This window comes from Polyangium jinanense, assembly GCF_028435365.1.
The window spans coordinates 53,913-75,351 of record NZ_JAGTJJ010000057.1; the positions used below are offsets into that span (position 1 = coordinate 53,913).

General features: G+C 68.5%; 12 protein-coding genes and 1 rRNA gene. 7 read left to right on the forward strand and 6 right to left on the reverse strand.

Going from position 1 to position 21,439, the window contains the following annotated elements; translation table 11 throughout:
- Positions 1-3: 3 nt before the first annotated feature.
- Positions 4-942 carry a DUF72 domain-containing protein gene (locus KEG57_RS45220; RefSeq protein WP_272427297.1) on the reverse strand — a complete coding sequence of 313 codons (939 nt, stop codon included), beginning with the start codon at positions 940-942 and terminating at the stop codon, positions 4-6.
- Positions 943-1,258: 316 nt separating this feature from the next.
- On the opposite strand from KEG57_RS45220, the gene KEG57_RS45225 reads away from it, so the two are divergent.
- The 7 genes from KEG57_RS45225 (at position 1,259) to KEG57_RS45255 (ending at position 16,583) form a co-directional block, all read left to right on the forward strand.
- On the forward strand, positions 1,259-2,740 hold the full coding sequence (locus KEG57_RS45225; protein WP_272427298.1) for a CHASE3 domain-containing protein: 1,482 nt from the start codon (positions 1,259-1,261) through the stop codon (positions 2,738-2,740).
- A gap of 72 nt (positions 2,741-2,812) precedes the next feature.
- Positions 2,813-5,020, forward strand: coding sequence for a type VI secretion system Vgr family protein (locus KEG57_RS45230; RefSeq protein WP_272427300.1), 2,208 nt, complete (start codon positions 2,813-2,815; stop codon positions 5,018-5,020).
- Complete coding sequence (locus KEG57_RS45235) at positions 5,017-7,158, forward strand: type VI secretion system Vgr family protein (protein ID WP_272427302.1); 2,142 nt, start codon at positions 5,017-5,019, stop codon at positions 7,156-7,158. Before KEG57_RS45230 ends, KEG57_RS45235 begins: the two co-directional genes overlap by 4 nt.
- Entirely contained in the window at positions 7,151-7,636 is a 486-nt protein-coding gene (locus KEG57_RS45240) for a hypothetical protein (protein WP_272427304.1), read from the forward strand. Before KEG57_RS45235 ends, KEG57_RS45240 begins: the two co-directional genes overlap by 8 nt.
- Positions 7,633-10,173, forward strand: coding sequence for a type VI secretion system Vgr family protein (locus tag KEG57_RS45245; RefSeq protein WP_272427306.1), 2,541 nt, complete (start codon positions 7,633-7,635; stop codon positions 10,171-10,173). Before KEG57_RS45240 ends, KEG57_RS45245 begins: the two co-directional genes overlap by 4 nt.
- A gap of 59 nt (positions 10,174-10,232) precedes the next feature.
- Entirely contained in the window at positions 10,233-12,560 is a 2,328-nt protein-coding gene (locus KEG57_RS45250; protein ID WP_272427308.1) for a hypothetical protein, read from the forward strand.
- Positions 12,561-12,563: 3 nt separating this feature from the next.
- The gene (locus KEG57_RS45255) at positions 12,564-16,583 is read left to right on the forward strand and encodes an RHS repeat-associated core domain-containing protein (RefSeq protein ID WP_272427310.1); all 4,020 of its coding nucleotides are present in this window, start codon (positions 12,564-12,566) and stop codon (positions 16,581-16,583) included.
- 9 nt (positions 16,584-16,592) lie between these two features.
- Here KEG57_RS45255 and KEG57_RS45260 read toward each other — a convergent pair whose 3' ends face one another.
- The 5 genes from KEG57_RS45260 to rrf all read right to left on the reverse strand — a co-directional run.
- Positions 16,593-17,714 (reverse strand): hypothetical protein, encoded by a 1,122-nt coding sequence (locus tag KEG57_RS45260; RefSeq protein ID WP_272427311.1) that lies wholly within the window; start codon positions 17,712-17,714, stop codon positions 16,593-16,595.
- A complete protein-coding gene (locus tag KEG57_RS45265; RefSeq protein WP_272427312.1) occupies positions 17,707-18,696 on the reverse strand; it encodes a DUF2169 family type VI secretion system accessory protein in 990 nt (329 codons plus the stop codon). The genes KEG57_RS45260 and KEG57_RS45265 overlap by 8 nt, the downstream gene beginning before the upstream one ends.
- A gap of 87 nt (positions 18,697-18,783) precedes the next feature.
- Positions 18,784-19,551 carry a peptidylprolyl isomerase gene (locus KEG57_RS45270; protein ID WP_272427313.1) on the reverse strand — a complete coding sequence of 256 codons (768 nt, stop codon included), beginning with the start codon at positions 19,549-19,551 and terminating at the stop codon, positions 18,784-18,786.
- A 53-nt stretch (positions 19,552-19,604) separates the two neighbouring features.
- Positions 19,605-21,290: a DUF885 domain-containing protein gene (locus KEG57_RS45275; RefSeq protein ID WP_272427314.1), complete on the reverse strand. Its 1,686-nt coding sequence runs from the start codon at positions 21,288-21,290 to the stop codon at positions 19,605-19,607.
- 68 nt (positions 21,291-21,358) lie between these two features.
- Positions 21,359-21,439 (reverse strand): 5S ribosomal RNA (rrf, locus tag KEG57_RS45280); the annotation flags it as partial.

Here is a 21,439-nt window from a genome sequence, read left to right on the forward strand (position 1 = left end):
CGATCACGCGGCGAGCTTTGCCCGCGGCTCGACGATGCGGGCGCCCGCCCTCCGGAGCATCTCCGTCAGATCCACCGCGCTCCGCACCGACCAGTCTCGATAACAGTTGTTCATGATGACGTGGACCTCCCGCGTCTGTCGGGACAGCCCCACGATCTTCGGCACCCAGCTCGCGAGCTCTGCCTTCTCGTATTCGTAGGCGAAGCGCTCGGCGGCGCTGGCCGATTTCTTCTCCCACGTCTCGACGTTGCGGCCGTGGAAACGGACGAGCGCGACATCGGCCGTCGCCTCCGCGATCGGCGGAACCGACGAGGCGAAGCCTTGCGGCTCGTCCACGCACGTATACACGAGCCCTTGTTCCCGGAGAAATGCGAGCGTCTCGTCCCGGTGCCGCTCGCCGAGCCAGCCCGCGTTCCGGAATTCGATCGCGAGGCGATGGCCGCGGAAGAGCACAAGCGTCCGCTCGATGCGCCGGAGCGACGCGGACGAGAACGTGAACCACACCGGATACTGAAACAGCACGAGCCCGAGCTTGCCGCTCGCCTGGAGCGGCCGGAGGGCCGAAACGAACCGCCCGGCGAGCTCATTCAGAACGTCATCGCCGAGGTCCTGCGGATAGATGCGTTGTTTCTCGCGGACCGCCCGCGGCAGCGCGTCCCGCATGTCCCGCGGCAGCCCACGCGGCGCGATGTAATGCTCGCTGAGCGGCGCCACGACCTTCACGTCCATCGTGAACCCCTCGGGCGTGCGCTCGCTCCAGAGCTCGGCGTTTCTCTCGGCGAGCAAGGCGTAATGCGTGCTGTCGACCTCGACGATGGGGAACGACGACGCGTAATACCGCAGCCTGGCCTCGGCCGTCCGGACGCTGGGCGGATAAAAGCCCGAGGAGAGCAGCGTCGGCTCCGTCCACGCCGAAATACCGATCTTCACGAGCGCAGGCATGGCTCTTTCGCATGCAGGCGTCGCGCCAGCCGGGACCCTAGAGCATCGACCGGTTCGATGCTCGGAAGATCGCGAAGCGATCTTCCCTCAGGGGGTGAATCGTCCGGGCTTTGCCCGGACGAGAGGGGGACGCGAGGCGTCCCCCTCGGGACAAAAGAGCAAGAACATCGAGCGGTTGTAAACCGCTCGATGTTCTTGCGACCGGCCAACCGTTCGTCCACAAAAGAGAGCGTGCAATTTCGTCCGAGTCATGCATTCATGGAAACCAACGTGCGCTCGTGCCCGTGGGGGGCGCGCGCCAGCTCGGAGGCGCGTCATGTTGTCTTCCTGGACGATTGGGCAGAAGCTCGCTCTCGGCTTCGCCCTGCCGCTCATCATCCTCGGCCTTTTGGGATTTTTCTCGTACCGCAGCACGCAGCAGTTCATGGACACGAGCGCGTCGGTGGCTCATACCCACGAGGCGCTCACCGATCTCGCGGAAATCCTCTCCGATTTGCAGGACGTGGAGACCGGCCAGCGGGGGTACGTGCTCACGGGCAAGGAGGAGTTCCTCGGTCCCTATCACTCCGGTCGTGGCGACGTGTTCAAACACGTCGAGCAAGTCAAGCAACTGATGTCCGACAACCCGCGCCAGCAGGAGCGAATCGCGCGCCTCTCGGAGGAGATCGACGCGAAGGTCGACAACACGGATGCGTCCATCGTGGTTCGTCGCGACAAAGGGTTCGAAGCGGCCGTGCAAAACATCGCCGACGGGCCGGGCAAGGCGCAGATGGACGCGGTCCGAAAGACGATCGCCGAGATGGTGGACGAGGAAAACAAGCTGCTCGAGCAGCGCGGGGCGGATGCCAAGGAAGCCGCGGACAGGCAAACGGGCGTGCTCCTCGGGGGTACACTCGCCGCGATCCTCGTGGTGTCCGCGGCCGCGCTCCTCATCATCGGGGGGCTCGGAAAGCAGATCGGAGGCCTCGTGCAGCGCATGCAAAGCGCCGCGGCCGAGCTCGAAGCCGCCGCGACGCAGCAAACTCGGGGCGCGAAGGAGCAATCGCAGACCACCACGGAAGTGTCGACGACGTCGCGCCAGCTCGTCTCCACCGCGCGCCAGATCGCCGGCAGCGCGCAGCGGGTCACGCAGCTCGGCGGCGAGACCACGCAGGCCGCGAGGACCGGCGAACGCACGGTCGCGGCCGCGACCGAGGCCATCCTCGGCGTGCAGAACGAGGTCCAGCGCATCGTCGATCACATGATCCATCTCGGCCGCAAATCGCACGAGATCGGCGGCATTCTCGACATCATCAACGAGCTCTCCGAGCAGACGAACATCCTCGCGATCAACGCGACCATCGAGGCCGTCGGCGCGGGCGACACAGGGCGGCGGTTCGGCGTCGTGGCGAGCGAGATCCGCAAGCTCGCCGATCGCGTGGGCAGCGCGACGAAGGACATCCGCCGGCTCATCGAGGAGATCCGCGGTGCCGCGAACACGACCGTCATGGCGACCGAGGACGGCGCCAAGGCCGTGGAGAACGGGACACGCCGCTTCGGCGAGCTGACCGAGAGCTTCAAGCGGATCGCCGATTACGTGGCCAGCACGGCCGAAGCCTCGCGCGAGATCGAGCTCAGCACGCAACAGCAGACGAGCGCCATGGAGCAGATGAGCACGGCCATCGAGGAAGTCGCGGCGACGGCGCGCGAGACGGCGGCGAGCTCGGGCCAGACGCTCCAGACCGCTTCGGAGATCGTCGTCATGTCACGCGAGCTCTCGCGGCTCGTCCGCAAGGATACCCAAGAGCTCGCGGCCTGACGCCATCGATTACGAATTGCCGTGGACGGCGGCGCTTGAGGTCGTACGCCCGGTCCTGTAGATTCGTGCCTCGTGACGACCCAGGACGTCGCCTTCGTCTGCGAGCCCCTCGGCGAGAACGTGGTCCTCTCGCTCGACGGACGCGAAATCATGGACGACCTCTCGTCGTTCGAGATCGTCGTGGTCGCCGCGGGTGAGGTCGATCCGGCATCCCTCGTCCGGGCCCCGTGCGTCCTCGTGCTCTCCGATCCCGAGGAGGGCACGGCGCGCGCGATCCAGCTCGTGGTGATGGAGGTGGCCGAGGAGGCGGGCCGCGGCCGCGATCGTGTGCTCTCGCTCCGCCTCGCGGATCCGCTCGCGCCGCTCGCGCTCCGGGCGGGGTATCGGGTTTTTCGGGACAAGACTTCCGAGGAGGTCGTCACCGAGGTCCTCGCGGGCGCGGGCGTGCCGCGGGACGTGATCGTGGCGAGGCTCTCGGGCGAATACCCGCTGTATCCGCTCTGCACGCAGCATGGCGAGGCCGAGTGGGATTTCGTGCGCCGCTTGCTCGCGCGCGAGGGCATCTCGTTCTGGACCGAGACGGACGAGGACGGCGCGTGGCGCGTGCTCTTCGGCGACGGGACGGCCTCGCACGACGGGATCGACGGCGATCCGCGCCTGCCCTTCGCTGGACCGGGCGCCACGCGCGTGAGGGGCGTGCGCGCGCTCCTCTCGCTCGCGTGGGAGGCGGGGTTGTCCCATGATCGGGTGTTCGTCCGCGATTTCGACGTGGATCACCCGGACGTCTACCTCGACGGCGAGGCCGGCGAGGGCGCGCTCGAATGGCTCGAGTACCCGGCTTGTGTACCCGACGCGCGCGCGGCCGAGGCGCGGGCGAGGCGCAGGCTCGAACAGCTCCGCCGCGACGAGGTGAAGGTCACGGCGACGAGCGATTGCATGCGCCTCCGGCCCGGCCGGCTGGTCGAAGTCGCGGGCGGCGGCGCGGATCTCTTCGACCAACGGTTCCTCGTCTCGGAGGTCCGTCACGGGTTTGCCCGGCCGCTCCAGGGCGGCGGGAAAGGGTCGCCCTATCGCAATGAGGTCGTCCTCCGGCCCACGCAGGGCGATGGTGGCGAGGAACGCCCACCGTATCGGCCTGCGATTCTCAAGGAGCCGCGCATTCACCACGTCGAAAACGCGGTCGTCACGGGTCCGCCCGGCGAGGAGGTCCACACGGACCCGCTCGGACGTGTAAAAGTCCGGTTTCTCTGGGATCGATCGGGCATCACGGACGATCGGTCGTCGTCCTGGATCCGCACGATGCAATGGCCGCTCGGCGGCGCGATGATGATCCCGCGTGTCGGCTTCGAGGTGGCGGTCTCGTTCCTCGACGGCCTCGCCGATCGGCCTTTCGTGCTCGGCCGCCTCTACAATGCGACGGCGGTGCATCCGTACGTCCTTCCCTCGGCGCGCGCGGTCACGGCCTTGCAATCGTGGACGAGCCCCGGGGACGGCACGACGCAGGAGATCCGCTTCGGCGACGACGCGGGCGTGGAGGCGTTTTTCGTGCACGCGAGCCGCGACCTCAGCGTGCGCGTGGGCGGCGATTACACGCAGACGACGGACGGCGACGAGGCGCACGTGGTCGGGCTCGGCCTCGCGGCGCACGTGGCCGGCGCGGAGGACGTGACGATCGGCGGGAGCCAGCACGTGGACGTCGGCAAACCCATTCACATCGCCGTGGACGGCGCGAATGCGGAATCGATGGCGACCGAGATCATCGCGGTGACGGGGAACCGCGTGGTCCTCTGCGGCGGGGGATACGAGGAGTCCGTCGGCGGCGCGTACGTGCTGCAATGCAACCAGTCGAACACGAAGACGACGGGAACCTTCTCGCGTATCGTGGGTGGCTCGAAGCTCGTCTCGGCGGGACTCTCGGTGACGGAAAGCGTGGCGGGCGCGCGGACGTACGTTTGTCGCGGCGCGCGCACCGTCACGTGCGCCGGGGCGTATTCGGAGTCGGTGAAGGGCGGCAAGCGGAGCGCGGCGGGCGCGGTGACGGAAAGCGCGGCGGCGGATCACGGGATCGCGGCGCCGACGGGCAAACTCGCGTCGGGGCAGGTCGAGCTGCGGGCGGGTGGGAAATTCAGCATTGCGGCGCCGCAGATCACGATCGACGTCTCCGGCACGCTCACGGCCGGAGCCCTGGAAGTCGCGGGCGGCGCGATCCGCGCGAAGAGCGGGACGACGGCGATCGAGGGAATGGTCAAGCGGGACCAGGGCGGCGAGGTGGGCGGATGAACCAGCGCTCGTGGATCGAGCTTGGCGTGGACGGTGTTTCCCTCGCGTTCGTCGCCCGCGCGTGCACCGTCGACGAGCGGGTGGGCGCGCCGTTCGTCGCGCGCATCCATTGCGAGATCTCCGAACGTGGCGAGGCCGTCTCCGCGGTTGGCCTCGATATTCTTGGAGAGCGCGCGTGGCTCGTCCTCGGCGTCGGCGAGCATGCGCGGCGTTTCGAGGGGATCGTCGATCGGGTCGAGGATCACGAGGGGCACAGCGTGATCGTCCTCGTGCATCGCGTTGCGGAGGCGGAAGGCGGGCGTGGATACTGGGGCGCCCCTGGATTCACGAGCGCCGTAGAGGTCGCGCGCAGCTTCTTCGAGAGGCACGGATTTCGTTTCGAGAACCGTGCGCGGCGCACACCGCCTACGCGGGCGCACCGGCTGCAATCGTTCGAGAGTGATCTCTCGTTCGTCACGCGGGTCCTCGCCGAAGAAGGTTTGTCGTGGTATCCATGCACGGGCGAGCGTGACGCCGTGCGTATCGCCGACGAGCCGGGGACGTTCGACGACGACGGGCTCGTCCTGCGCCACCGCGAAGACGCGGGGCTCGAGGGAGGCCCTTCCCTCCGCGCCGCGCGGCTCGTGCGGCGCGCGGCGAGCGACGTGGCCCACGTGCGGGGCTATGATTACGAGCGACCGGAGCTCGACATCGCGGGCGAGAGCGGCGAGGGTTCCCTCGAATGGTACGAGCTCTCCCGCGATGCACGTTCGCCCGCGGAGGCGAGCGAGCTCGCGGCAATCCGGCTCGGCGAACGTCGTCGAGAGGCGACCGTGCTGGAAGGCGAAGCGACGACGCCCCTCGTCGCGGCCGGCTCGATCGTGACCGTGGAGGAATCACCCGTCGCGGCGCAAAATGGCCGATTCCTCGTGCTCTCCGTGATTCACGAGGCGAGCCTGAACCCCGAGGGAGACGGCCTCGTGCATCACGCGGTTTTCCGCGCCGTACCGGCCTCCTCGACCTATCGGCCCGCCCGCACGCGTACGCCTCCGCGCGGGGGTGTGAGCACGGCGCGCGTGCGCGGCCCGTCCGGGGAGGAGATTGCGGTGGACGCGCACGGACGCACCTCGCTCGTGCTCCGCTGGGATGCGTTCGCCGGGCCGGCGCGCGTCGTCGAGCCGGCCCTCGCGGGCTCGGCCTTCCACCCGCGTGTGGGCTGGGAGCAGGTCGTTGCCTTCGCGGACGACGCGTGCGAGGTGCCCCTCGTGCTCGGTCGCCTTTACAATGGCGCCGATCCGCCGCCCCTCGTTTTGCCGGCGCAGAAGGTCGAGACGCACCTCGGGACGAAGACCACGCCGGCCGGCGAGCGGGGCCATTTCCTTCGCATCAGCGACGCCGCCGGAACGGAACAACTCTCGATTCAATCGTCCGGCGATTACCAGGAGCTCTCGGAGAACGACAAGGTCTCGGTGGTGCAGGGGGATCTCGGGCGCGTGGTGGGTGGGTCGCGGGAGCTGTTCGTCAAGGAGAACCTGAACACGGCCGTGGACGGGGCGCATTCGCTTTCGGTGGGCGCCGAGCGCGCCGTCACGACGGACGCGGATCACGCCGTGTGGGCGAGCGCGGAGAGCATTTCGGTGGGCGGTGCGCGCTTCTTTTCGATCGGCGGCGATTCCGTGACGAAGGCGCCGCGGCTCGTACGAATCGTGGGCGGGGCGAAGACCGAGGCGCCGCTCGAACACCAGAGCGTGCACACGGAAGGCGCCGGGACGCTCATCGTCGGCGGATCGATGAACACGACCGCAGGGATTTCCGAGGTGATCGCGGTGGGCGGGGCGGCCGTCGTGAAGGTCAGCGGCCCGATGACGGTGACGGCGAACGGATATGGGCTCGACGTGCTCGGCGTGTATGCGGAGAGTCATGCGTCGCGCAACGTGAAGGCAGGCGGCAACGTGGCCGAATCGTTCGGGACGCTATCGCACGCGGTGAAAGGGAATGCGACGATCGCAGGCGCCGAGGTCGCGATCGAGGCCAAGGCGCGGCTCGTCGTCAAAGCGGGCGGAATGACGATCCAGATGACCCCGGGCACGATCGAGATCCAGGGCGATTTCCAGGGCTCGGTCGCGAGCGTCGAGGGAGGAGTGTCTCGGTATGGCTGAAGGAAAAAGCGCGCGGCGCGGGCGAAGCAAGGCAAGCCCCCTGCTCGGCCCGGGGCTACATCCCGGCCGCATCGAAATGGCCATGGCGGCCTCGGCGGACGGCGACGAACGCGTCTATCGGGTCCGCCTCGCCTCGGGCCGCCATCTCACGGCGCGCCTCGACGGCGCTGTCGCGCCCGATTTCGCCGAGGAATGCTTGCGAGGCGGGCGTACGGTCGTGCTCGTGGACGGGCCGGACGGGCCCCGGATCGCGGGCGCGCTCCAGGTCGCGAGCGCGATCGAAAAGGACGAACGCGGCACGCTCGCGCTCGAAGCGAAGCACCTGCGCGTCCGTGCCGATCAATCGATCGTGCTCGAAGTCCCCGGCGGATCCCTCGCGTTCGAGCCGGGCGGCGCGCTTCGCCTCGAAGGGGACAAACTCGTCATCGACATGGCCGCGCTCGTCCGCATTTTCGCGGCGCGGGTGGAGCTGCCGTGACCCGCGTCTCCGCCGCGCTCCCTGGGGATCCGCCGCTCCGCCTCGTGCGTGTCGCAGGGCGCGAGCGCCTCGGCGAAATCGGGAGTTACGATCTCGATTTTTCGGGTCCCTCCTCCCCCGTCGTGCTGCCCTCGCACGTGCTGCGCGGGGCGTGCGTGCTGCGGTTCGAGACCACGGCGGGAGAGCGGCGATTTGCGGGCATCGTGATGCGGTTCGTCCTGGTCGCGACGGATCATGGACATGAGCGCATCTACCGCGCCACCGTGCGCCCGCGCCTCGCCTTGCTGGAGTTGCGGCGTTTTCCGCGGGTGATCCGCGACCGCAGCGCGCCCGAGATCATCACCGAGCTCGCGCAGGCCGCGGGATACGAGCGGATCGAGGTGCGACTGACGGAAACGTATCCGCCACTCGACTGGTCGATTCAATACGACGAGACGGATGCGACGTTCGTCCGCCGCCTCTGCGAGGAGCACGGGCTTTCCTTTCGGTTCGAGGAAAACGACGGCACCGAGGTGCTCGTGATCGAGGACGACTCGACGCGCGCGGGTGACGCGTATCCCGAGCCGATTGCGATCGTCACGCGGGCGACGGCAAGCGAATCGCGGCCGTTCGTCACGCCCGTCATGGCCGCGCGGCAGCGTCGTCCGGGAAAGGTGATGTTGCGCGATCATGATCCCGAGCGGCCTGACCTGAAGCTCGAAGGCATGGCCGCGGACGGATCGAGCGTCGAGCAAAAGAACGAGATCTACGAGGCGCCGGGCGGATTCCGCTCGGGCGAGGCCGGGGAACGGGCCGCGAGACGGCGGCTCGAATCCCTGCGCGCGGATACCTCGACGCTCGCGCTGCGAACGAATGCGCTCGCGCTCGCGCCCGGGCGCGCGGTCACGCTCGTCGAATCGGATCGAGCCTTCGGCCACGCGCGCGCCTCCGGCGTATGGTTCGTCGTGGCAACCACGATCACGTGGAGCGCCGACGAGCCCGCGCTCGAAGCCACGGTGGAGGCCATTCCGAAGAACATCCCGTTCCGATTGCCACGCGTCACACCGAAGCCACGCATCGACGGCGTGCAATCCGCAACCGTCACGGGCGCGCCGGGCCAGGAGATCGACACCGACGCGCTCGGCCGCGTCCACGTCGCATTCCACTGGGACGTGCGTGGCCCGAAGGATCACCGAAGCAGCCTTCCCGTGCGCGTGACGCAGCCCGAGGCGCCGGCTGGCTTCGTCCTGCCGCGCGTGGGCTGGGAGGTCTTCGTCGCCTTCGAGGACGGCGATCCCGAGCGCCCGATCGTCCTCGGGCGCTCGTACAATGGAAAGCAGCTCCCGCCGTTGCCGCTGCCCGCGAACAAGACGGCGAGCGTGCTCGCGACCGACAGTTCCCCTGGCGCGGCCGCGCGCACCACGATTCAGCTCGACGACGCCGCGGGCCGGCAACACATGCTTTTCTCCGCGCCGTTTGGCCGGGACGACCATGTGTACGGCGATTCGCGCACGGAGACCCGGAAAAACGAGAATGCCGAGGTCCTGGGGAGCGTGACGTCTTCGGTCGGCGCGGACGAGACGGTGAGCGTGCACCTCGGGTGGTCCGCGTCGTACGGGTCGCGCACGGTGACGGTGGGCGCGACGCAAAAGCAGACCGCGGGCGGGAGCTTCGTCACGCAGGTGAAAGGGACGGAGGCCGTCTCCGTGGGCGGAATGCTCGCCGAGCAAGTGGGCAGCCCCGTGAAGGGCGCCGCGAATCTGCTCTTTTCCACGGCGCTCGCGGGCGTGGGCTCGCGCGGGACGGCGGGCGCGATCGTGGCGGCGGGGCTCGGCGTGGGCCGGGCCGCCATCGAGGGATTTTCCGCGGGCGCCGAAAAGGGCGCGGCCGCGGCGGCCGGAATGGGTTTGGCCGGGATGGCCGCCTCGATGGTGCCGGGCGGCGATGCGATCCTCGCGAGCGTGACCGGTTCGTCGAAGCCGATGCCCTGGGATCACGGCCGTCCTCCCGAGGGCGAAGTCGCGGCGGGCGGAGGCGCATCGGGCGTGAGCGGGGCGAGCGGCAAGGGGGGCCCGGGGCCGGGACACCGGGCGACGCTCGTCGAGGGACCTTATTCGGAAATGGTCGGCGGCGTGTATGCCGTGATGACGCCGGGCGCCGTCTCGTGGGTGACGCTCGGCCCCTCGACGATGCTCGTGAATGGCAGCCACACGACGGAGACGACGAAGGCCGGCATGCAGGTGGCGGGCGCGATGAACGAATCGCTCGGATCGCTATCGCTCACGAGCGCCAAAAACATCGCACGCAAGGTAAAGGGCCTCGTGCAGAGCGACGTGAGCGGCGCGCGCGAGGTGAGCGCAGGCGGCGAGTATCGCATGACGGCGCAAGCGTCGCTCTCGCTCTCGGTCGGGGGTGACTTGACGCTCTCGGGCGGGACCGTGACCTTCAAATGCGGCGGGGCGGAAATCTCGGCGTCCGGCGGCGGGGTCACGATCAAAGCGCCCACGATTCGAATCAAGGGACAATCGCGCGAAGCGGGGAAATTGACGCACAAGTGACGCTCTCGGTCGTTGGCCTCGGTCTTTGTTCTCCGGCGGGTGCGCTCGCCCAGGATCACGTGTTTTTCCCGCGTGCGAACGCGCCGCCGCCCGCGCCCGCGCCCTTCGTGCTCGCGGACGGACGGCCTTTCCAGGTCGGCTATGCGCGGTTCGTCCCGCCAGACCTCCGCCTCCCGGACCGGCTCGTCGCGCTCGCTCGCCTCGCGCTCGAAGAGGCGCGGCCCAGATCGGGGCTCCCTCTCTTTCTTTGTTTGCCGGCTCCGTGCGAGGGCCTCTCGGAGGCCGCGCTCGACGATGTGGCGAGGCGAATCGCCGCGCTCGCATCGGCGGCGGCCATCGAGCGTTTCGTGGGCGCGGCGGGCGCGTTCGATGCGCTCACGCGGATCGCGTCGTACCCGCGTTTCCAGGGCGCGGGGCTCCTCGGCGTGGATTCGTTTTTTCATGTGGATCGGGCGGCCGCGCTCGCTGCGCGGCCTCCGGGCCCGTTCGCGCCGGCGCGGCTCTGGCCCGCGGAGGGCGCGGGAGCGCTCGTCCTCGCACGGGACATGAAGACGGGCGCCTTGGGCACGATCCTCACGAGCAAGACGGCCCTCGGTCGGGGCACGGACGACGATGACGAACCCGTGGACGGGGCAGCGCTGACGGGGCTGCTCGAAAGCCTCTCGGAAAGCGCTCCCATTCGCGCCGTCTTCGGGCAAGAGCGTGTCGACGCGCTCCGTTCGCGAGAATGGCAATGGAGCGCGGCCCGGCAAGCTTCGATGTTTCACCCGGAGGCCTTCGGCGGCTGCCTCGAAGCCGAGATCGGGCAGGTCGGCGCAGCGGCCGGCGTGATGGCCCTCGCGCATGCGTTCGCCTCGGTGCGCCACGGGGTTTGTCCGCCGGGTGCCCCCATCCTCGCCTGGGCCATCTCACGCGACGGCACGCGAGGGCTCGCGCTCGGCGTCGGCGCGGAATCGAATGCGATGGATACGCTCCGGCCGCTCGAGGAGCGGATACGCCCGCGGTGCTTGGATCTCCATGCGGTTTCTCCGGACGAACATGCGTCCCTGGGCGATCTCGCCACAGAGGCCGACGAGGTGCCATTCGATCCCGACGCGGCGCTCGCCCCGGCGAACGACATCCTTCCCCTCGAACGACCGTTGCCGGACCCGATCACGGAGGCGCCGATGGTGCAACTGGATCGCGAGCGGCTTCGCCCCGTGTCGCTCCCGGGGTTTTACGCCGAGGTCGTGGCTCATTGCGCGGAGGCGCTCGGCATGCTGGGCAAGGTGCGCGAGCGTTCACCGCGGCGAGGCGTGCCCGAAATGGAGCGCCGCTTGCTTTGCCACATCGACGCGATCCATGCCTCCGGCAGAATGGCGCTCGGCCATCTCGTCACCTCCTTCCGCGAGCACCTGGATGACCCGTGGCATACGTTCGGCGCGACGCTCGTGGCCATGGGCGCAGGCGCGAGCAATATCGTGTCGTGGATGATCGACGCGCTTCCCGAAGGCTCCGCGGAGCACGCGCGGCTCGTGGCTGAGGCGCTTTCTCTCTCCGAGCACGCGGAGCTCTTCGCACTCGGGCGGGCGCTTCATGCGTCCACGCGGCCCATCGCCCGCGCGATCGGGCTCTCGTTCCTCGCGGCCCGCGGGGCGCTCACGGACGAGGAGGTGCAACGCTCTTTATCGGATGCATCTCCGCTCGTACGCGCGGCGGCCCTCGACGCCTGTGCGACGCGGCCGGCGGCCTCGCAACGAGCGTTCATCGCGGCGCTCCGGAGCGCGCTTCTCGTCGAGGATCGAGCGAATGCATTTCGTGCGGCCCGGCAGCTTGCGATCCTCGGCGACGTCGAGGCCCGGCGCGCGTTCGAGGATTCTGCCGTCGCCGCGCGCCTCGGCCCACTCCTCGGCGAGCTTTACGTGCTCGCAGGTCGGCCCGAGGATGCGAGGGCAGCGGAAACATTCTTCACACGACAAACCGCGACCCCAGCTTTGCTCTCGGCCGCGGGGCGATGGGGTTCTCCCGCGGTCTTGCCACGATTGCTGCAATGCCTGGCGGACGAGGATCTCTCGTTTGCGGCGGCGGACGCGCTCGCCGTCATGCTCGGGCCGGCGCTCCCGCCCGAGGAGATGCGTGACGCGAAGGCCTGGCGACGCGTGATTGCATCGATGCGCCTCGATCCTCCCGCCCGTTTTCGCCGGGGCCTCCCCTCTTCGGCGGTCGTGGTGGCCGATGAATGCGCGTCGGGGGATCTTGCGCGCGGAGACCTCGCCCGCCGCGTGGACGAGCTCCGGGCCCGCCTCGGGCGCCTCGACCCCGTGCCCGTTTGGGGATACGCCGTCGATGTGGAGGCGGGCCTCGTCCCGCTCCTCCGGGCCGCGCGCGACACGAAAGGAAAGGCGTAGGTCATGGCGTCGATCGGTGGAATGAAGATCGCGACGACGGGCAGCGGGCATTTCTGCCCCGGGCCGACGCCGGCCATGAGCCTCGTCCCGCCGACCCCGCCTGCGGGCCCCGTCACAGCGCCCTTCGTGTACATGTCGCATTCATCGACGGCGCAGAGGGTTTCGAATCACTTGCTCATCGCATACCGGCCCGTCCTCACGCAGGGCAGCGTGATGTCGATTCACGCGCCGGGCAATCTACCGGGCCAGCCCACCGGCGGTGATATCGTCACGCACATGACGTCGGCCTATAGCGAGGTCGCTTTCGCCGAGCAGCACACGGTGCTCGCGGGCGGAAAACCTGTCGCCTGCACGAATGACATGGTGCGCATGAACGTGCCGTACCAGGGGACATTCATCGCGCAGGCGATCGGACGGCTCTTCACGATGGACAACGTGCTCTCGGCCCGAAGCGTGGCCACGCTCGCCGCGTGCTCGCAGGTGATCCTCGACCCGGTCTCCGTCGTCTCGGGCTCCGTTGTGGACACGGATGTCGACGTCTTCCTCCCGGGGCCCATCGCAATCACGTGGACGAGGGCTTACGACAGCACACGCGCATCCGAACACGGACCCCTCGGCCACGGCGGCTGGACCCACGCGTACGACCAGTGGATCGAGGTCGAGGGCGAAGAACTCCGGTTCCGCGGCGAGGACGGCGCCACGCTCGTCCTGCGAAACGTATCGCCCGGAAAAACGGTCGTTCATCGGCGCAAACGGATCGAGGTCCTTCTCGACGCGCGCGGCGGTGGAGCCTCGGTCGTCTCCCTCGCGACAGGCATTCGCCGCGTGTTTCATTCGCAGGGAGGCACGCGGGCTCGGCTCGTGGAGATCACGAATCCCTCGGGGCAGCGAGTCCGGCTCGATTACGAAAGCGAAAAGCTCGTGCGGCTCGTGGATACGGCCGGCAGGATCGTCCGGCTCACGCACGACGAGAGGGGTCATCTCACGCGTATCGCGGTCTTCGCGCCCGGTGACGAGCGTGCCCCCCTCCAGACCATCTCGTTCGGCTACAACGCAGGCGGCGAGCTCGTCCGCGTGACGGATCCGCTCGGGAACGACGTCACGTACAGCTACGACGAGCGCCGGCGGCTCTTGAAGAAGACGCTGCCGACGGGTCTGTCCTTCCATTACGTTTACGACGCCGAGACCGGCCGCTGCATCCGTGCCTTCGGCGACGGTGGCATTCACGCGGGCGACATCACGTACGACGAGCAGCAGGGGACGACGAGGCTTTCGGGCACGCTCTCGCCGCGGGTGTTCTCGTGGCGGCCGAAGGACGGCGCGCTGCTCGGGGTCACGACGAATGACGGATCGGCCGCGCGGACGTGGGAGATCGACGACGACGGGCTCGTCGTCGCGGAGAAAGACGCCGCCGGAAACACGAGCCGCTTCGAATACGATGCCCGGGGCAATCTGGTGAACATCACGGATCCGCTCGGGCGTGTGACGGAGCTCGTGCACGTGGACGATCGTGTGGTGCGGCGCGTGGCGGGCGGGCGCGTGACGGAGTATGGGTACGATGCGCGCGGGCAGCTCACGTCGGTGAAATACCCGGCCGGCATGTGGCTCACGCTCGATTACGACGAGCACGGGCGGCTCGTGAGGATCGCGGATGCTGCTGGGATCCGAGCGCGGTTCGTCTGGGACGACCGGCACCAATGCATCGAGGAGCACCTCGCTGGCGGGCTCGTGCGAAAATGGACGTACGACGGGCTCGGGAGGCCCATCGTGTGCGTGGATTCGTATGGCAATACGACGCGGCGCGAGCTCGACGTGCTCGGGCGCGTGCTCGTGCACGAGAATCCGGACGGGACGCGCGTGCGTTTCGAGTATGACGCGCTCGGGCGCAAGACGCGCCGTACCGACGAGCTCGGCCGGGTAGCGACGTTCCGACACGCGGGCATGGGCTCGGTCGTCGAGGTCCGGAACGAGGACGGAACAGCCTGGGCCGTGAGCCACGACTTGCTCGAAAGGCCCCAACGGATCCAGAACCCGAAGGCGGAGCTTTACGATTTCCGCTACGATCGCCTGGGCCGGGTCACGGAGATGCGCACGTTCGACGGGCGTATCCTTCGCGCGGCGTATGGTAGAAATGGCCTCGTCTCGCGCCTGTCGATGCCCGACGGCACGTGGCGCGTGTATCGATACAACGAGCTCGACGAGCTCGTGGAGGAAGACACGCCCCACGGTGCAGGCAGGGTCGTGCGGGACGAGGGCGCGCGCAAAGTGACGCACGAACTCGAGGATCCGGCTGGAAGAGTTTCGGTCGAGATGCATTGGGACGAGGGCTTGCGGATCGTGTCGGCGACGCAGAGCGCCGGGACGATCCGGTACGAATACGACACCCTCAATCGCCGCACGGCCGTGCATCTGCCGAGCGGGAAGGTCACGCGGTACGTGTACGACGAGGCGGGGCGCGTGGCGGCGATCGAGCACGGCGGCGAGCGTGTGGAGTTCGGGCGGGATGCAGCGGGAGCCATGATTGGCTTTCGATTCGCGCGGTCCGGCGTCGAGGCGAGGTTCGCGTTCGACGTGCGCGGGCGCATCACGCAAGAATGGGCAGGCAAGGACGGCCGCGCGCTCGTGTCGCGCGTGTATACGTGGGACGCGTCGTCGGCACTCACGGGCAAGCGGGACGCGCGCTGGGGCGACGTGCGCTATCGGCACGACGAGGTCGGGCAGCTCGTCGAGGCGGGCGAGGAGCGCTTCGAATACGACGCCGCCGGCTCGGTCGAACCCGCGGGCGCCGGGTGGGACGTGGGCCCGGGCAACGTGCTGCGGAGGACCTCGAACGCCGCATACACGTACGACGAGGCGAACCGACGTATCCGCAAGAAGCGGCTCGACACCGGCGAGACGATCGAATATTTCTGGGATTGTCGGGGCAATCTGCGTGAGGTCGTGCGCGGCGACGGGACGCGGATCCTGATGACGTACGATCTGTTCGGTCGGCGCGTGAAAAAAGAGGTCGTCGGGCCCATTCGCCCCGTGTCGCGCGAGGAGCTCCCTCCCCTGCCCTCGCGCCGCACCGTGGAATATCTCTGGGACGGGGACCTCCTGCTCGCCGAAATCGATTCCGAGCGGGGCGAACGTACGCTCGTGTATCATCCGGATACGATGGTGCCGCTGCTCCAGGGTGAAGGAGACATCGTGTACGGAGTGCTCGCGGACCACGTCGGGGCGGCGACGGAGCTCGTCGACGGGGCGGGCGGGCTCGCTTTTTCGGGTTCTTATTCGGCGTGGGGTGCGCTCGTGCGGAGCGAAGCCAAGGCAGGACCGTCGGGGCGGTCGATGGCTCCGCTTTTGCGCAGGCTCGGGCATCATCACGACGAGGACGTGGGGTTGTCCTATGTGCGGTATCGCTGGTTCGATCCGGAGGTGATGCGCTTTTTGAGCCCGGATCCGCTGGGGCTCGAGGGTGGGGCGAACCTCTTCGCGTGGAATGGGAGCCCGGTGATGCACGTGGATCCGCTCGGGCTCGCATGTGTTCTGATCGGGAACCCCACGGTCGACAGGTTCACCGCGGAATGCATGACGGGCGGGCGACGCGACATCGGCTCGTATCAGGTCTACGTGCACGGGACCGTGGACGCGGTCCACGTGAAACATGCGGACGGGTCCTGGACGCAGATGTCACCGCACGACCTCGGGCAACGCTTGATCCTGGCGGGGAACTGGGACAGGAACGTGCCCCTCAAGCTCTTCTCTTGCAATACCGGGCGCAGGCCCGACGCCGTCGGGGCGCAACTCGCCTCGCGATATCGGGTGAGCGTCTTCGCGCCGAGCGAGATCGTCTGGGGGCCCGGGTTGCACATTGCCCCGCCCATCGGGGTCCAGGATTCGAGCCGGCTGGTCCAAGAGCCGGACGTCGCCTATTACCCGGACACGTCCCGTTCCGGGAAATGGAATAGCTGGGCCGCCGGAGGATATCCGAGCCCCTACAACCATTACCCCGATCTTCCGCCCCGCTCGCCGCCGCCCTGAACGAGCCGCTTACCGGCCCGCGCGAATGCGCGCCCCCGCCTCGATCGAGAGGCGCTCCCACGTCGCGCGTGTTGCCGGCTCCGCCGCGAAACGCGCCTGCCACGCGGCATCCTCGGCCCGCTTCGCCTCTGGCGAGAGCCCATACCGCGCGATGATCCGGAGCGCGCCCGGCGGATCGAGCCAGATCTCGGCGCACATCGTGGCATAAGCCTCGATCGAAAGGCGCGTGGCGGGAGCGCTCGGGGTTGGCTTGACGAACGGGAGCACGGCGGAGAGGTTGATCGGGAGCGCGAGCGAGGTCTCGGCGAGCAGGCTCGGCGCCGGGCGTGGCGCTGGTGGGGCGACAGGCGGTTTGTCCGCCGCCGGGAAAGGCATGACGGGTTTGGCCGAAGGGAACGCCGGCGCGGTGTCGCCGAGCGGGCGCGGCGGTGGGGGCGGCTCGGACCCGAACGGCAGGACCCGAGGGTTCACCTGAAACGTCAGGGCCGTCTGCGCGAGCGCCTTGGCCGCGAATGGCAATGCCGGTTTGTAGAGATGCACGGCCGTCCTCGTCTCGCCGAGCGAGGGAGGCGCGGGGCCTTTCAGCGGTTTCGGCGGGACGGCTTCCGGCGCGGCGGCCGCCGGCTTTTTCGCGAAAGGCAAAACCGGTTTGTCGAGGTGAAGCGCCATGCTCGTCTCGCCGAGGCCCTTCGGCGCCGGTCGGGGCAGGCGCGGGGGGAATGCAGGCGGCGGCGCGTCCGCCGGGGGCGCGACGAAGGGCAAGGCCGGGCGATCGACGAGGAAGCCGAGCGAGGTCGCCGCGAGGAGCACCTTCCCGGGCGCCGACGCATCGCCCGGCGCCTGGACAGGGAGAGCCGGGCCCACCTGCACGTCGGGGATCTCGCCCGTGGGCCGGGCGAGCAGACCAAGCGCGTCCTTTTGCAACGCGCGATCAGCCGACATGCGTGCTTGCCACAAGCCGAGCAAATGAAAGAGGTCGCCCTCGGCAAGGCCTCGATCGGCGAGGAACGCGAGGGGCTCGGGCGCCTCGGAGAACGCGCCGAAGAAGGCGAAAAACGCGCGCATGTCGGTGTCGAGCGGCGGGAGCGCTCGCACGACGTCCTGCGCGGGGGCACTTGCCTCGTCACGCATTGGCCCGCACCTCGAGCGCGCGGAGCACGCGACGTGCTCGGCCGGCAGCAAAGGCGACGCGGCCCGCGATCTCCAGGCGGCGTTCGGCCGGCAAGACGATCACCGTGTCGATCGGGACGGGTCGCTCCTCACGCTCGCCGCCGTCGAACCGCGCATGCACGCGCGCGGCGAGCCGCGGGAGCTCGAGCGCGAGCGGCGCGAGCGACATGCCGAGGACACGGACCGGATCCCCGGGCGCGAGCATCTCCTCGAATCGGAGTGACGGATGCGCCACGCAGGCGAAGCGCGGATCGTGATCCGCGGGCAGCATCGGCATGCGTGTCTTCTGCCAGTGCGATCCGCACGTGCCGACGTGCTCGCGGCGCGGCGACCAGTGCGGCGGGATCGCGCCGTATCCCATGGGTGGGTGCCGATCCGAAGCGGTCGTATGAGGTCGCTCGGGATGCTCGATCTGTGGCGCGCGCTTGCCTATCAGATCGGAGGCGCGGCACGCGGCGCCGACGCCCGCGGGGTTCGCGAGCTCGACGACCGAGAGATCCTCGGAGGCGCCGCCGTACGCGTTCTCGTAGACGATGGGCACGCGCTCGAACGGTGCCGCAGGGCCGACAGCGACGTCGAGCACGCCGTCGTAGTACACGCGCGGTCCGTGCACGCGGAGCGGCGCGAGGTGCTTCTTCACCTGCACCACGACATCCATCACCTTCACGGGCCGCGGCGCGACGGCGTCGCCCACGACGACGACGTCGGTGCCCGGCTTTTCGAGGCCGATGTCGCTCGGAAAGAGCAGGCTCGATCGCGGATCGTCGGGCTCACGCGCGACGTCGCTCGTGCGCACCGGGCTCGGATCCTCGGCAGGTCGGAGCTCGCCGCGATCGGTGACGACGAAGGTGGCCTTCACGATCGTGACGACCACGTCGCGCCCCTCGAGATCGAGGAGTGGCACGGGCAGCGCTGCGTATCGGGTCTCGTTGACGAAGCTCATCGCGAGGGCCCGAGGATCATCCTACATGAGCACGTCTCTCTCCTGGCGCCGACTTTACGGTCCGAAGGTCGTGCGAAGGCCGCCGCGTTAGGGGACGATCTTCGCTTCCTTGATCGCGTCGAGCTTGGGGAAGTTCGCGTCGAGGTAGCCGTACCCTTCGCGCTGGATCTTGCTCGCGTTCGGTCCCTTGCCCTTCGGCGCGAGCTCGCCGTAGCCCTTGTAGAACGAGTCGACGACCTTCATCCCCTCGACGACCTGGCCGAACGGCGCGAAGCCCTGCGTATCGAGCCGTGCCTGTTTGTCGACGTAGCTGATGAAGATCTGCGTGGTGCGCGTGTCCTTGCCCGCGTGCGCGAACGTGACGAAGCCGCGGCGGTTGCTCTTCACCACGGGATCGTCGGGATAATACGCGCGATACCAGGCGCCGTTCACCGCAGGCTCGGGGTGGATGCCGAACTGCACCATGAAGTCGTCGATCGCGCGGTGAAAGCGGACGCCGTCGTAGAAGCCGAGTTTTACGAGGTTGTAGAAACGGTCAGCCCCGTTCGGCGCCCAGGCGCGGGTCACTTGCACGACGAAGTCACCCTTCGTCGTGGAGAACTTCACCTTGAAGACGTCGGGCGCCTTCTCGGTCGCCTTCTCGGGGTGGAAGAGGGGATCGTTGCCGTCGCGGCCGCCTGTCGCAGGCGCGATCGCGGAGGTCGCAGGCGCCGCGGAGGGAGCGGCGGGCGCCATGCTCGCGACAGCCGTGGCGGAGGGAGAGGCGTGGGGCCGAGGGGCCTCGTCCTGGGAGCAAGCGGCCAGGACGGCGAAGCTCGCGGCAAGGGAAAGGCGGCCGAGGAGGGACCGGCTCATGAGGGGCTAGCTTAACGAAAGCCCCGCGGCGCAGTCACGCGCGCCGGAAACGCTCAGGAAAGAAGGAGCTCGCGGAGCGCGCCGAGGCCGACGGAGCCGACGCCGAGAAGGTCGGCATGGAACGTTTTGAGGTCGAACGAGCTGCCCTGGCGCGCGCGTAGCTCATCGCGCAGGCCGAGGATTTCGCGCTCACCGACCTTGTAGGCAATCGCCTGTCCAGGCCAGCCGAGGTAACGCGTCATCTCGGACGCGGCGTGATCCGGCGGCGTACGGCCGACGCGGGTGAGCATCTCGACGCCATAGGCGTAATCGATCCGCGCCCCGGGCCGGAACGGCGCGTCCGGAGGCGCGTGCAAGCCGAGGTGCGCGCCGATGTCGAGGACGACGCGACAAGCGCGCATCATCTGGCAGACGAGCAGACCGAGGACGTACTCCGGCTTGCTCAGAAAACCGAGCTCGTCCATGAGTCGCTCCGCATAGAGCGCCCATCCCTCGGCATACCCCGTCTGGTAATCGCTCATGACCACGCGATGCTGTCGCGAGAGGCGATGTTGAAAGGAAACCTGCATGCTGAGCTGCAGGTGATGTCCAGGAAATCCTTCGTGGTAAGCCCGGCTGAGCTCCATGTAGAGCGGAAACTGCTCTCGCTCACCCGGGGAGTACCAGATGGTGCCGGGCCTGGAGAAGTCGTCGGAAGGCGGCATGTAATAGGCGCCGATCGTGCTGCCGGGCGGCGCGAGCTTCACATCGACCCGACGCGCGGGGGTCGGGATGTCGAAGTGCACGCCGGCGAGCGCCTCGACGGCGCGCGTCTGCCACTCGGCGACGACACGGACGAGGTCGTCGGGGCCGTGAGCACATCGAGCCGGATCCGTCTCGAGCAAGCGGATGACTTCGTCGACGGAGGCGCCGGGCTGGATCTCGGCCGCGATCTCGCGCATGCGAGCGTCGATCTCGCGGATTTGCGCGAACCCCCAGGCAAACGTCTCGCGTAGATCGATCGAAATACCGAGGAAGCTCCGTGCTTTGCGCGCGTAGACCTCCTCCCCGACGCCATCCTCGGCTCGAGCGGCGGGGCGATAGGTCTGCTCGAGCCACTCGGTCAGCTCGCCATAGGCACGGCGTGCGTGCTCGATCCCGCACTCGAGCGGTCCGGCAAGGGCGGGGTCGAACGCGCTGCTCTGCGCGAACGCGGGCGCAAGCGTGCGGAAGAAAGAGGCCTCCCCCGCGTGCACGCGTCCCTGCGCGAGAGCGGCGTCGACCTGGCGCACGGCCACGGTCTTTCCACGGCGAAGACCCGCCTCGAGAGCTCTGCGATACGACGAAGTCGCACGATCGATCGTCGACAGGCGCGTGATCATGCTCTCCCAGCCGGCCCGCGAGCTCGTGTCCATGACATCGAGCACCATGCGGATGTGCTGGAAGGGGGAGGCAATGTTGTTGAGGTCGGCGATGTGATCGCCCTGAACGATGCGATCGAGCTCGACGTCCAGGAAATCGCGCATGACCCGCGCGGCGATCCGGTCCTCGGTTCGCTCGGGTGCAGGGAGCGCGTCGAGCTGCCGGCGATAACTCGCCAGCATCGCCGCCGTGGACTCGGCGCCCTCGGGCCCGAAATCGTCCCAGGCGTGGTCATGACCCCGTACGGCCCAGAACGTGGCCGAGGTAGGACGACGCGCGGCGATGTCTTCGAGCAGCGCGTCGCTGAGGGCGAACACGGGACCAAAGCTGTTGTTCATGGCGACTGAAATCGGGATAATGGAAAAAGAAAAGCCTGCAAGCGAATGCTTGCAGGCTTTAGAAAAAGACCCGGCGGCGTCCTACTCTCCCACTGAGTCGCCCCAGCAGTACCATCGGCTCCAAGGAGCTTAACTTCCGAGTTCGGGAT

What these genes read in the sequence shown, in the direction of transcription:
- KEG57_RS45270 (WP_272427313.1), bottom strand. Translation starts at nt 19,551, where the DNA reads ATGAGCCGGTCCCTCCTCGGCCGCCTTTCCCTTGCCGCGAGCTTCGCC.
- KEG57_RS45275 (WP_272427314.1), bottom strand. Translation starts at nt 21,290, where the DNA reads ATGAACAACAGCTTTGGTCCCGTGTTCGCCCTCAGCGACGCGCTGCTC.
- KEG57_RS45240 (WP_272427304.1), top strand. Translation starts at nt 7,151, where the DNA reads ATGGCTGAAGGAAAAAGCGCGCGGCGCGGGCGAAGCAAGGCAAGCCCC.
- KEG57_RS45260 (WP_272427311.1), bottom strand. Translation starts at nt 17,714, where the DNA reads ATGCGTGACGAGGCAAGTGCCCCCGCGCAGGACGTCGTGCGAGCGCTC.
- KEG57_RS45235 (WP_272427302.1), top strand. Translation starts at nt 5,017, where the DNA reads ATGAACCAGCGCTCGTGGATCGAGCTTGGCGTGGACGGTGTTTCCCTC.
- KEG57_RS45265 (WP_272427312.1), bottom strand. Translation starts at nt 18,696, where the DNA reads ATGAGCTTCGTCAACGAGACCCGATACGCAGCGCTGCCCGTGCCACTC.
- KEG57_RS45220 (WP_272427297.1), bottom strand. Translation starts at nt 942, where the DNA reads ATGCCTGCGCTCGTGAAGATCGGTATTTCGGCGTGGACGGAGCCGACG.
- KEG57_RS45225 (WP_272427298.1), top strand. Translation starts at nt 1,259, where the DNA reads ATGTTGTCTTCCTGGACGATTGGGCAGAAGCTCGCTCTCGGCTTCGCC.
- KEG57_RS45255 (WP_272427310.1), top strand. Translation starts at nt 12,564, where the DNA reads ATGGCGTCGATCGGTGGAATGAAGATCGCGACGACGGGCAGCGGGCAT.